This is a genomic window from Caballeronia sp. INML1 (assembly GCF_023631085.1).
Lineage (GTDB): Bacteria > Pseudomonadota > Gammaproteobacteria > Burkholderiales > Burkholderiaceae > Caballeronia > Caballeronia turbans.
The window spans coordinates 48,452-60,882 of the sequence record NZ_JALQDT010000001.1; the positions used below are offsets into that span (position 1 = coordinate 48,452).

The following is a 12,431-nucleotide window of genomic DNA, read 5'->3' on the forward strand; positions in this document are numbered from 1 at the left end:
AATGCTCCGAACATTTTCAGAAAAAATGTGTGGAGGGGCTTGAGGGGCGAAAATGAGTCTGCTATAGTTTCACCTCTTCGTTGGCCCGGTAGCTCAGTTGGTAGAGCAGCGGATTGAAAATCCGCGTGTCGGTGGTTCGATTCCGCCCCAGGCCACCAGAATGCAAGAAGCCCGAGAGTGTCATCGCTCTCGGGCTTTTTCATTTTCCATATGCAAAAGCGGGCACGTTCGATTGAGCGAAACGTGCCCGCTTTTTTCCACTATACGATCCTCACCTTGGATTCGCCGCGACGAAGTTCTTGAACGCCGCGTAGGCCGCTTTCTGCGTCTTGCCGTCGTTCTTCAGAAGGCCATATGCGCCTTCGCCGCCGGCGGGATCGTCGTACAGCTCGTACGTCTGGATCGCCTGGATGTTGTACTTCGACGCCACCGCGACGAACTCCGCCATCATCTTGTTGCCGACGAGGTAGGCCGCGATCTGCTGTTCGCTGCCGAGCCATGGGCGCACGCCGAATTCGTTGATCCAGATCGGCTTGCCCATCTGCTGCAGCGCCGCGAGCACGTCGTGACAACCCGTGCCGCCACATGCGTTCGTGATGTCGCCCATATCCGAGTACCAGTGCCACGCGGTGATGTCCCAGTTCACGACCGGATGACCCGTCGTGCCGTCGGGCTGCGTGCCGTTGGCGAGCATCTGATCGAGGCCGTAATGCATCCACGTGCCGCCGCCCATGATGATCTTGCCGTTCGGATCGACTGACTTCACGCCAGCGATCATCCCGCGAATCACGCCGCGCGCGATCTGGAATTTGGTGTTGTCGAATTGCTGCCCATAAACGCCGTCGACGTTGCTGCTGATCGCGCTGGCGTCGAGTTCGTTCGTCACTTCGTAGTACGGGTACTGGTACGAGGTCGCCGTCCAGACGCCGAGTTGATAACCCGCGTTGTAGGCATCGGTCTCGCTGGAGAAGGCGAGGCTCATCAACATCACCGGATACACGGTTACGCCGCCTGCCGCCATTGTTTTCGCGATGCCCGCGAGCTTGTTCGCAGTCCCCTGGCTGTACACCTCGTTTCGATACAGCTTCACGCCGAGATCCTGCAGCTGTGAGAGTTGCAAAGCCGGGCTGGAGAGGTCGTAGGCGCCGCCCTCATTGTTGTGCCCATTCGCGCCGTAAAAGATCGAGGTGGCCGACGTCGCATTCTTCACGACGACGTTCACGTTCTGCACCGTGCGTGTGGCGCCTTTGGCGTCGGTGGCCGTGATTTGCCATGTGTGCGTGCCGTTGGTCTGACTCGTCGTGTTGACGGTCGTCGAGAACGCCCCGTTCGAGGGCGTTGCATCAGGCGCGACCTTGTTGCCGGTGGTCATGTCGACGACGGAGACTTTCGTCCAAGTCGTGCCCGCCGTCCCTTTCACCGTCGCGGTGCCGGAAACGGCGGTGTTCACTGTTGGCGAGGTGACGGCGAAAGCGGTTGTATTGCGGTTCGCTGCGGCTGCTGCTGCGGTGGAGGCGGTATCGAAGGCGTCGCTACTACCGCCGCCGCAGGCGCCGAGCAGCAAGCTGGCCGCGACTGCAACGGCGAACAGGCTCGCTCTTGGGACGGAAAGGGCGCCGACAGTGCAGTCGGCATGAATGTTGGTCTGAATGTAATTTTTCATTGTTCGTAGTGCTAATCGGGTAGTTGGCGTCAACAAAAATGGGTGCGATCGCCGGAGCGCCGCGAGAAGGGCGGATCGGAGACGGACCTGCGGCCCCGCGTAACCCTGCGGGAGGGTTTGAAAATCAATCTTCGTTATGCGAATCAATTGGCCGCGTGAATGCCCCGGGCGGCGCGTACGAAAAGCGGCGCGTGGTCCGAAATCGCGCTATGGATGAGCTAGCTATGCAACCGGACGAATTGCTGGTCTCGTTATTAGTTCAGACGATTCAATTGTCTGTATAACGACCGGTTGTCCGTTGGGTTGAGGGAGATTTCCAGAAATTGCCGATCCGACCGTGTTGTTTGCGGCAATTTGTTCCGTTTGCAGGGTGTTGCGGCAAGATTGAAAGTGCTGGCCGCGACGGCGCGCGCCGAGCTCGGCGAACACCCGTGCTCCGTGCTAAAATTCCCGCCGAATTAAGGACTTGCCTCGTCCTCGGACCCGCAAGTCCTTTTCTTTTCGACGCTCCGAATCGCTCGTGTGACGCGCCGGAATCCTTCACCCGGCGCTCGTTCATCCGTCTCGTACTCCGCTATCGGCGGCATAAAGGGCGTGCGCGTCCGGGCGAAGGTCGCCGGCCTATACTGGACTCGCGGGCGTCGCGCCCGTGCCGCTCATGGCGAAGTCCGGTCATTCCGACAGCCAGTGCGGCGTGCGACGCCAATCTCATTCACGGAGTACGGAGTTTTCACGGTGACTCGGATAGACGCTAAAGACAGCGCGCTCGTGCTGTTTTCCGGCGGCCAGGACTCGGCCACGTGCCTTGCCTGGGCGCTTGATCGCTACAAGTCGGTAGAGACGCTCGGGTTCGACTATGGACAGCGTCATCGCGTGGAACTCGAATGCCGCGACGGCTTCCGTGCCGCGATCGCGCGCGAGTTTCCGCAGTGGACGGAGCGCCTGGGCGAAGATCACATGATCGATCTGTCCGTGCTCGGCGCGATCAGCGATACCGCAATGACGCGTGAGATCGAAATCCAGGCGAACGCGAGCGGCTTGCCCAATACGTTCGTGCCGGGCCGCAATTTGCTGTTCATGACGATTGCCGCGGCGGTGGCGTACCGGCGCGGGCTGAAGGTGCTGGTTGGCGGCATGTGCGAAACGGACTTTTCCGGCTATCCGGATTGCCGCGACGACACGATGAAGGCGCTCCAAGTCGCGCTCAATCTCGGGATGGAAACGCGCTACGCGCTGGAAACGCCGCTGATGTGGCTCGACAAGGCCGACACCTGGCGGCTTGCGGAAACGCTCGGCGGCGAACCGCTCGTCGAACTGATCCGCGTCGAAACGCACACGTGTTATGTCGGCGAGCGCGCCGAACTGCACGACTGGGGCTTCGGCTGCGGTCAGTGCCCGGCATGCAAGCTGCGCAAGCGCGGCTACGAGGCGTATCGCGCGGGCGAGCAGGTCACCACCGCGCCGGTTTGATTTTTACGACACGTTTTACGAGGCAGGCAGAGCAGTCATGACGTACGCGGTAAAGGAAATTTTCTACACGTTGCAGGGCGAGGGCGCCAATGCCGGGCGCCCGGCCGTGTTCTGCCGTTTCGCGGGCTGCAATCTGTGGTCGGGGCGCGAGGAAGATCGCGCGGACGCCGTCTGCCAGTTTTGCGACACCGATTTCGTCGGCACGGACGGCGAGAACGGCGGCAAGTACAAGACGCCGGCGGAACTCGTCGCGAAGATCGCATCGTTGTGGCCGGAAGGCGCGGCGCACAGATTCGTCGTGTGTACGGGCGGCGAGCCGATGCTGCAGATCGATCAGCCTTTCGTCGACGCGCTGCATGAAGCCGGCTTCGAAATGGCGATCGAGACGAACGGCTCGCTGCCCGTGCTCGAGAGCATCGACTGGATTTGCGTGAGCCCGAAAGCCGATGCGCCGCTCGTCGTCACGAAGGGCAACGAACTGAAGGTTGTCGTCCCGCAGGACAACCAGCGACTGGCGCAATACGAGAAGCTCGACTTCGACTACTTTCTCGTACAGCCAATGGACGGCCCGTCGCGCGACATCAACACGAAGCTGGCGATCGACTGGTGCAAGCGCCATCCGAAGTGGCGCCTGTCGATGCAGACGCACAAATATTTGAACATCCCCTGATAAGACGGTCAGCCGACGTGCAGACGATTACCCGAAAACTCGAATTCGATGCGGGCCACCGCATCCCCGATCACCGCAGCCAGTGCCGCAATCTGCACGGGCATCGCTATGTGCTCGAGATCACGCTGCAAGGCGATCTCGTCGACGTGGAAGGCGCGCCCGACCGCGGCATGGTGATGGACTTCGCCGACGTGAAAGCGCTCGCGATGGAGCATCTCGTCAACAAGTGGGATCACGCGTTCATCGTCTATGAAGGCGATGTCAAAGTGCGCGAATTCCTGCACACGCTGGCGGATCACAAGACCGTCGTGCTGGATCGCATTCCGACCGTCGAGAACCTGGCGGCGGTTGCGTTCAACATCCTCGCCGCAGTCTACGATGCACATTACGGCGTCAACCTCAAGCTGAAGCGCGTGCGTCTTTTCGAAACGCCGAACTGCTGGGCCGACGTCGAGCGCGGCTAATCTTCGGCGCGCGCCCGGCCCGGAGCAGGCCCGGCGCGCGCGCGTGCGTCACGGTATGATCGTCCGATGAGTCGCCCACCTCCGAGGCGACGAGACACGGAGCGCACGCATGCCGTCACTTCTGCCATCGTTTTCATCGCTGCGGCCGCGCGCGGCCGTCCTTCGATCTCTCGAAGGAGCCGCGCGATGAGCACGTTCACCAATCCCCTCAAGCAGCGCTTTTCAGAATCGGGCACCCTCTTCGGACTGTGGCTGTCGCTCGGCAGCGCCGATGCCGCCGAAGCGCTCGCGCACGCGGGCTTCGACTGGCTGTGCATCGACATGGAGCATTCGCCGAACGATAGCGCCGACGTCGTCGCTCAACTGCGGGCGATCGCCGCCGCGCATCTGCCGAGCGAGCCGATCGTGCGTGTGCCGGCCAACGAGGGCTGGCTCGTCAAACGCGCGCTCGACGCGGGCGCGCGCACGCTGATGTTCCCGAACGTGCAATCGGCCGAAGAGGCGGCGCGCATCGTGCGGCTCACGCAGTATCCGACCGAAGCGGCGCTGCACGGCTTGCGCGGCGTCGCGGGCGCGGTGCGCGCGGCGGCATACGGCATGCGGCGCGACTACATGGCGAGCGCGAATGCGCAGATTGCGACGATCGTGCAGATCGAATCGGTGGCGGCGCTCGAAGCGGTCGATGAGATCGCCGCGACGCCGGGCGTCGATTGTCTGTTCATCGGGCCGGCGGATCTGGCGGCGAGCCTCGGTCATCTCGGCGACGGCAAGCATCCGGATGTGCAGGCGGCGATCACGAAGATCGTCGACGCCGCGAATCGCGCGGGCATCGCGAGCGGCATCTTCGCGCTCGATGCGGCGAGCGCGAAGCAATACGCGCAGGCGGGCATCAAGCTCGTCGCGATCGGCGCGGATGTGATGTGGCTGTTGAAGGCGACGCGTCAGGCGTTGCAGGAGGCGCGAACATGAAAACCGTCGTGGCGTCGGTGGTCGCCGCGGTGATTCTGTCGATATCGATCGGCGCGGCGCACGCCGACAACGCGCCGAAGTCGGCCGATATCGCCACGCAAAACGCCGTCGCCGACTACAACGCGGGCAATCTCGTCGCGGCGCGCTCCGAGTTCCGGCGCGCCGCGCAGAAGGGCAGCCGCCTTGCCCAATTCAATTACGCGATGATGCTGCTCAACGGCGAGGGCGGCCCGGTGGACGTGCCGGAAGGCAAGAAATGGTTGCGCCGCGCAGCCGATGCCAACATGACCCACGCGCAATATGTGTACGGCAAGATGTACGACGATGGACAGTTCGTCGAGAAAGACCCGGCGGAGGCGCATCGCTGGTTCCTGCGCGCGGCGAATCAGGGACACGTGCAGGCCGAACTCGCGCTCGCCAATCAGTTTCTCGATGGACGCGGCACCACGCGCGATAACACGCAGGCGTTCACCTGGTACAAGAAGGCCGCGCAAGGCGGCGACATGACGGCGCAATACGTCGCGGGTTCGTTCTATGAGCGCGGCGGTGATGGCGTCGAGCGCAACCTGAACGTTGCGCGCGCCTATTACGCTGCGGCGGCGGCGCAGGGCGATCCGGCCGCCAAGCTGAAATATCTGCAGTTGAGCGCAGAACTGGAGCAGCAAAAGCCGCAGTGACGAGGACGGCGCGCGCTAACTCTGCATCAACCGCTTTTGACGAGCGACGCTCATGATCAGCCCAACCGCGACGCCGAGCGTCGTCAACGCGGTTCCGCCGTAACTCATGAACGGAAGCGGCACGCCGACCACGGGCAGAATGCCGCTCACCATGCCGATATTGACGAACGCGTAAGTAAAGAACGCGAGCGTGAGCGATCCGGCCAATAATCGCCCGAAGAAAGTGGCGCCGTTCGCCGCGATGAAGAGCCCGCGCGCGATGAGCGCCATATAAAGGAAGAGCAGCACGAGCCCGCCCGCGAGCCCGAACTCCTCGGAGAAGACGGCGAAAATGAAGTCGGTGTGCTTTTCGGGGATGAATTCGAGGTGCGCCTGCGTGCCCTTCAACCAGCCTTTCCCGAACGTGCCGCCCGAACCGATCGCGATCACCGCCTGAATCGTGTGGAAGCCTTTGCCGAGCGGATCGGAAGTCGGGTCGAGCAGCGTGCAGATGCGGTGCTTTTGATAGTCGTGCATCATCGGCCAGACCACATCCGGCTGGCAGATCTTGTCCTGAAACACCGCGATGCTCGCGACCGCAATGACGGCTGCGATCAGCACGGGCAGGATGAGCTTGAAACTCAGCCCGGCGAAATAGATGACGAACATGCCCGCCGCGAACACGAGCACCGCGGTGCCCAGATCCGGCTGCTTCGCGATCAGCCCGACCGGCAGCAACAGAATGACAAAGCCGACGATGTAATCCCACCAGCGGACATTGCTTTCGCGCTTCTGGTAGTACCAGGCGAGCATCAGCGGCATCGCGATCTTCATGATTTCGGATGGCTGGATCACCACGCCGACATTGAGCCAGCGTTTCGCGCCCTTGCGCGTCAGCCCGAACGCGGCGACCGCGACCAGCAACGCGACGCCGACGGTGTAGAGCGGCACGGCGAAGCGCATCAGCATCTGCGGCGGGATGTTGGCGAGCACCCACATCAGACCGAAGGTCAGCATGATGTTGCGCAACTGGTCCTCGACACGCCCAGGCATGTCGAGGCTCGCGCTGTACAGCGTCACGATGCCGACGCCGAGCAGCAGGAACACGATGAGCGCGAGCGGCTTGTCGAAGCCCGCGAACATGCGCTTGGCGCGGTCCAGCAGCTCCCGCTTGTCGAATTGCATGTGCAGTTGCATGGCGGTTTCCTTTACTCGTCGATGCCGCCGGACGGCGCGAGAACGCGCACGCCGTCGTTTTCATTGCCGCGCACCATCGAAGGCGTCGGCTCCGTCGGGCGCTTTTTCGGCGCGGGCGTGCGGCCAGGCGTGGAGGCGGGCAGTGCCGCAGCAGGCGCTGCGGGCGTCGCCGATGCGGCGCGCGGCGCCGACGCTTTCGGTGTGGAAGCAGGAAGCGCCGGCGCGGAAGCCGCTTTCGCGACTGCGGGATTCGACGCAGCCTGAGGCGAAAACGCCGGCGACGAATTCGCGACGGACGCAGGCAACGCGATGGCGGCGGGCGGTTGCGTGCCGCCGATCGTCGGCAGGCCGGCGTCTGTCGTCGCCGAGGCCGCCGCCGCGACAGCGGCCGCCTCCGCGCCTGGCTTCAGACGATCGATCAGATAATAGTCGAGCACCTTGCGCGCGATCGGTCCTGCGGATTCAGCGCCCCAGCCGCCGTTCTCGACGATCAGCGCAAGTGCGATCTTCGGCTGTTCCGCCGGCGCGAACGCGATGAACAGCGCGTGATCGCGCAGATGCTCCGCGAGCGCGTGTCCTTTGTAGTTCGACCCCTGCAGCGAATAGACCTGCGCCGTGCCGGTCTTGCCGGCCGCCTGGTACGGCGCGCCCGCGAACACCTTCGCCGCCGTGCCGCTGGTGACGACGCCTTCCATCGCCCGCTTGATGAAATCCACGTCCTTCTGCTGCACGGCGATCTTGTCGCTCGGATCGCGTACGACGGCGCGCGTCGCCTTCGAGATCGGATTTTCGATATCGCGCACGAGGTGCGGCTTCATCACGACGCCGTTGTTCGCGAGCGTCGCGGTAGCGTGCGCGAGTTGCAGGATCGTGAACGAGTTATAGCCCTGGCCGATGCCCAGGCTGATCGTTTCGCCTTCGTACCAGCGCTGCTGCTCGGGCTTGCGGTACGCCTTGCGCTTCCATTCCGTCGACGGCAGGATGCCGCGCGCCTCGCCCGCGATATCGATGCCGGTGATCTGCCCGAAACCCCACGGCTTCATGAAGCCGGCCATCGCGTTCACGCCGAGATCGCGCGCGAGCATGTAGAAGTACGTGTCGTTCGATACGACGATCGCGCGGTTCATGTCCACCCAGCCCTGGCCCGAGCGCACGTCGTTGCGGAACGTGTGGCCGCCGAACGTGAAGTAGCCCGGATCCTGGAAGCCCCAGCCCGGCGTGCGCTTGTGCAGCGTCAGCGCGGCGAGCGCCATGAACGGCTTGTAGGTCGAGCCGGGCGGATACGTGCCGTGCAGCGGACGATTCAGCAGCGGGTGGTCCGACGAATTGTTGAGCGCGTCCCACGTCTGCTGATCGATGCCGTCGACGAACGAATTCGGATCGAAGCTCGGCGCGGACACGAACGCGAGCACGTCGCCGGTGGAAGGCTCGATCGCGACGAGCGCGCCGCGCTTGCCCGCGAACGCCTGCTCGGCGACCTGCTGCAAGCCGATATCCAGCGAGAGTTGAAGGTTGTTGCCCGGCGTCGCCTGCGTGCGCGACATGGTGCGCACCGGGCGCCCGCCCGCCGTGACTTCCACTTCCTCGAAACCCGTCAGTCCGTGCAACTCGGTTTCGTAACTCTGCTCGACCCCGATCTTGCCGACGTAATCGGTGCCCTTGTAGTTGTTGGCGTCGACGCGCGGATCGTAATGATCCGAGCTTTGGTCGTTGGCGTCGCTCGCGTCGTCGATGCGCTCCTGATCGCGCTGCGAAATCCGTCCGATATACCCGATCACGTGCGCGGCAGTCGTGCCCAGCGGATATTGGCGGAACAGTCGCGCGCGCACCTCGACGCCCGGGAAGCGATAGCGCTGCGCGGTGAACTTCGCGACTTCCTCGTCGGTGAGACGCGTGCGGATCGGCAGGCTTTCGAAATTCTTCGAGTCTTCGAGCAGCTTCTTGAAACGGCGACGGTCGCGTGCGTCGATCGGAATGACTTGCGAGAGCTCGTCGATGGTTTCGTCGAGCGTGCCGTTGATCTTCGAACGCGTGATTTCCAGCGTGTACGCGGAGTAGTTCTTCGCCAGCACGACGCCGTTGCGGTCGGTGATGATGCCGCGGTTCGGCACGATCGGCGCAACGGAAATGCGGTTCTCGTTCGCCTGCAACGAGTATTTGCTGAAATGCCAGACCTGCAGATAGAGAAAGCGCAGCCCGATCAGACCGAAGCAGACGAACACGAACAGTCCCGCCGCCGCGACGCGCAGGCGGAACTTCGACAACTGTTGCTCGGTGTTCTTTATTTCGGTCATGCAGCTTTCGCGGTGTACTCGCGATTCAAGTGTAGTTCGCGCGCGGCGGTTTATTCGATGACCCGGCGCCGCGCGGCAAGACTCAGATTGGACGCGTGTCGTCCGGGTCGGCGGCGCGGCGCTGCGGCATCAGCAAGAGAAAGCTCGCGATCGGCCAGAGCAGCGCCTCGACGAATCCGTTGACCGGATAACTCCAGCCGGGGAACGCCGCGCCCGTCATCAGGCGGATGATGAAGGGCACGAGATGCGCGCCGACGAGGAGCGGCGCGACGACGAACATCTGCACGGGCAGCGTCATCCACAACACGCGGCGGTGAATGGTGATCGCGCCGTACGAAAGAAGCGTGTAAGCCAGCGCGTGTTCGCCGAGCAGATTCGCGTTGTGCACATCCATCAGAATGCCGAGCATGAACGCGATGCCCATGCCGACCTTGCGCGGCTGATGCACATTCCAGAACAGCAGTACGAGCGCCACGAAATCCGGCACGCCGATGAGCCGTCCCCACGGCATCAGGTTCAGCAGAAACGCAGCAGCCAGACTGAACGTGATGAAGTACGGATTGACTGGCTGGAGGATGTATTGCGGGCGGTTCATCGCGCGGCTCCCGAGGATGCGGGTTTCGGCGCATGCGCCTTCTTCGACGGCTTCGCCGCCGCGCCCGATGCCGCCTTGGGCGAGGCCGCTTTCGCCGGCGCAGCCTCAGCGGGCTTTGCGGGTGCAGCCGCCGCAGCCGCGGAGCCCGGCGCCGGAGCGGACGCGCCTGCCGCGGCCGAAGCGCCGCTCGCGCCCGCTGCCGCCGCAGCCTTCGGCGCGGCCTTCTTCTTGCCCTTGTTTTCCTTCGCTTCCTTCGCAGCCGCAGCCGCTTCGACTTCGATCGGATTCGGCGGCACGTTGACGTTGTAATGCAGCACGAGTAACTGACGCGCGCCACGCACTGCCGCGATCGGCACGCACACGACGCGCGCGAACGCCGTGTCGGCCTGCTTGTCGACGCGTAGCACCTTCGCGACCGGCAGTCCCGGCGGATAGATGCCGTCGAGACCGCTCGTGACGAGTTCATCGCCGGCTTGCACGTCGGCGCTGATCGGCACGAAGCGCAGATCGAGCGTGTCGCCCTTGGGCGTCCCGTAGATCACGCTGCGCAAGCCGGTGCGCGCGATCTGAACGGGCACGGCCTGATCCTTGTCGGTGAGCAGCGTGACTTCCGATTGCAGCGGAAACACGCGCGTCACCTGGCCGATCACACCGTCTTCGGTGACGACCGGCGCGCCGTCCTGGATATTTTGCTGCGAACCTTTGCCGATCACGACTTTCTGCGTAAACGGATCGCGCGTGTCGTACTGAATTTCGGCGGGCGTTTCGTCGGTGGTGGCGCGCGATTGGAGATTGAGCAGCGCGCGCAGATGCGCGTTTTCGATGGCGAGCTGCGCCGCATCGCCGGCCTTCACGGACAATTCCAGATTCTTGTTGGCGAGCTTCGCGTTTTCGCTGCGCAGCGTCGCGCTCGTCACGGCGAGATCGGCCGCGCCCATGAAGATGTCGCGCGGCACCAGCGCTGCGCGCTGCAACGGATAGAGCCCCGCGCCGAGCATTCCGCGAACGATTTCCAGCGTGCTGTAGCGAGCATCCGAAATGAGCAGGGCGATCGCGAGCACCACGAAGAAAATCAGGCGCGCGAGCGCGGAGGGGCCTTGCTTGAAAAGGGGCGGCGGACTGTATTCCATGGTCGGCGCCGAGGGCGTGAACGGATGGATCGATGCTGCAGGTTTTTTCGCCGATGGCGAAGCCTGCCCTACGCAGTTTCGACAACGGCTCGGACAGATGCCGGGCCGTGCGCCCGCCGCGTTATGCGGGTGCGTTTAGCTGTCGCGTCGAAGACCATTCAGCCTCAAGGGAAGAAGAGCGATAGCCTTCAGCAGGGAGATCACTCGTACGAGAAGATGCTGCCGAGCTTGTCCATGCGCTCGAGCGCCATGCCCGAGCCACGCACCACGCAAGTCAGCGGATCTTCGGCGACGAGCACCGGGAGGCCGGTTTCTTCGGCGAGCAGGCGGTCGAGGTCGCGCAGGAGCGCGCCACCGCCCGTCAGCATCATGCCGCGCTCGGCGATGTCCGCGCCGAGTTCCGGCGGCGTCTGTTCCAGCGCGATCTTCACCGACGACACGATCTGATTCAGCGGGTCCGTCAGTGCTTCAAGAATTTCGTTGCTCGAAATGGTGAAGCTGCGCGGAATGCCTTCGGACAGATTGCGGCCCTTGACTTCCATTTCCTTCACTTCGGAGCCCGGGAACGCTGAACCGATTTCCTTCTTGATGGCCTCGGCGGTTTGCTCGCCGATCAGCATGCCGTAATTGCGGCGGATGTAGTTGACGATGGCCTCGTCGAACTTGTCGCCGCCCACACGTACCGAGCCCTTGTACACGATGCCGCCCAGCGAGATGACGCCGACTTCCGTCGTGCCGCCGCCGATGTCGACGACCATCGAGCCCGTCGCTTCCGAGACCGGCAGGCCGGCGCCGATTGCAGCGGCCATGGGCTCTTCGATCAGATAGACCTGCGACGCGCCCGCGCCGTGTGCGGCTTCCTTGATCGCGCGGCGCTCGACCTGCGTGGAGCCGCACGGGACGCAAATGATGATGCGCGGCGACGGCGAGAACATGCGGGATTCGTGAGCGGTCTTGATGAACTGCTTGATCATCTGCTCGGTGACGGTGAAGTCGGCGATCACGCCGTCCTTCATCGGGCGGATGGCCTCGATGTTGCCCGGCACTTTGCCGAGCATCTGCTTGGCTTCCTTGCCGACCGCCTGAATGGTCTTCTTGCCGTTGGGGCCGCCTTCCTGGCGAATCGAAACGACCGAAGGCTCGTCGAGGACGATGCCTTTGCCGCGCATGTAGATCAGCGTGTTGGCGGTGCCGAGGTCAATCGCCAGGTCGTTGGAGAAATAGCTGCGCAAAAAACCGAACATTCAAAAATCCTGTCTCGCTGGGTGGCCGTTCGTCGCGAGGAGCGCCGGGGACGGCAGCGGAAAAAATAACGGTTTGCCC

At 63.4% G+C, this 12,431-nt stretch carries 11 protein-coding genes and 1 tRNA gene; 6 read left to right on the top strand and 6 right to left on the bottom strand.

Translation table 11 applies throughout. The features are described from left to right. The first annotated feature begins 82 nt into the window (after positions 1-82). Positions 83-158: transfer RNA gene (locus NCR38_RS00245), tRNA-Phe, on the top strand. 113 nt (positions 159-271) lie between these two features. Here the strand turns inward: NCR38_RS00245 and NCR38_RS00250 are convergent. Continuing rightward, positions 272-1,222: a lipopolysaccharide biosynthesis protein gene (locus NCR38_RS00250; protein WP_250476185.1), complete on the bottom strand. Its 951-nt coding sequence runs from the start codon at positions 1,220-1,222 to the stop codon at positions 272-274. A 1,176-nt stretch (positions 1,223-2,398) separates the two neighbouring features. Between NCR38_RS00250 and queC the strand changes: the two genes are divergently transcribed. The 5 genes from queC (at position 2,399) to NCR38_RS00275 (ending at position 5,913) form a co-directional block, all read left to right on the top strand. Then, positions 2,399-3,133: a 7-cyano-7-deazaguanine synthase QueC gene (gene queC, locus NCR38_RS00255; protein WP_250476137.1), complete on the top strand. Its 735-nt coding sequence runs from the start codon at positions 2,399-2,401 to the stop codon at positions 3,131-3,133. Positions 3,134-3,170: 37 nt separating this feature from the next. Continuing rightward, positions 3,171-3,803 (top strand): 7-carboxy-7-deazaguanine synthase, encoded by a 633-nt coding sequence (gene queE, locus NCR38_RS00260; protein WP_061116728.1) that lies wholly within the window; start codon positions 3,171-3,173, stop codon positions 3,801-3,803. 17 nt (positions 3,804-3,820) lie between these two features. Then, the gene (queD, locus tag NCR38_RS00265; RefSeq protein ID WP_250476138.1) at positions 3,821-4,267 is read left to right on the top strand and encodes a 6-carboxytetrahydropterin synthase QueD; all 447 of its coding nucleotides are present in this window, start codon (positions 3,821-3,823) and stop codon (positions 4,265-4,267) included. A 186-nt stretch (positions 4,268-4,453) separates the two neighbouring features. Then, positions 4,454-5,236 (top strand): HpcH/HpaI aldolase/citrate lyase family protein, encoded by a 783-nt coding sequence (locus NCR38_RS00270; RefSeq protein ID WP_061116730.1) that lies wholly within the window; start codon positions 4,454-4,456, stop codon positions 5,234-5,236. Beyond that, the gene (locus tag NCR38_RS00275; protein ID WP_250476139.1) at positions 5,233-5,913 is read left to right on the top strand and encodes a tetratricopeptide repeat protein; all 681 of its coding nucleotides are present in this window, start codon (positions 5,233-5,235) and stop codon (positions 5,911-5,913) included. The genes NCR38_RS00270 and NCR38_RS00275 overlap by 4 nt, the downstream gene beginning before the upstream one ends. Positions 5,914-5,928: 15 nt before the next feature. Here NCR38_RS00275 and rodA read toward each other — a convergent pair whose 3' ends face one another. From rodA to NCR38_RS00300, 5 genes are all read right to left on the bottom strand, one after another. Beyond that, positions 5,929-7,077, bottom strand: a complete 1,149-nt coding sequence (gene rodA, locus NCR38_RS00280; protein ID WP_061116929.1) for a rod shape-determining protein RodA — start codon at positions 7,075-7,077, stop codon at positions 5,929-5,931. 23 nt (positions 7,078-7,100) lie between these two features. After that, positions 7,101-9,383 (bottom strand): penicillin-binding protein 2, encoded by a 2,283-nt coding sequence (gene mrdA / locus NCR38_RS00285; protein ID WP_061116732.1) that lies wholly within the window; start codon positions 9,381-9,383, stop codon positions 7,101-7,103. Positions 9,384-9,465: 82 nt separating this feature from the next. After that, a complete protein-coding gene (mreD, locus tag NCR38_RS00290) occupies positions 9,466-9,978 on the bottom strand; it encodes a rod shape-determining protein MreD (RefSeq protein WP_061116733.1) in 513 nt (170 codons plus the stop codon). Then, positions 9,975-11,108, bottom strand: coding sequence for a rod shape-determining protein MreC (mreC, locus tag NCR38_RS00295; protein ID WP_061116734.1), 1,134 nt, complete (start codon positions 11,106-11,108; stop codon positions 9,975-9,977). The genes mreD and mreC overlap by 4 nt, the downstream gene beginning before the upstream one ends. 200 nt (positions 11,109-11,308) lie before the next feature. Then, a complete protein-coding gene (locus NCR38_RS00300; RefSeq protein WP_004189550.1) occupies positions 11,309-12,352 on the bottom strand; it encodes a rod shape-determining protein in 1,044 nt (347 codons plus the stop codon). Between the last annotated feature and the right edge of the window lie 79 nt (positions 12,353-12,431).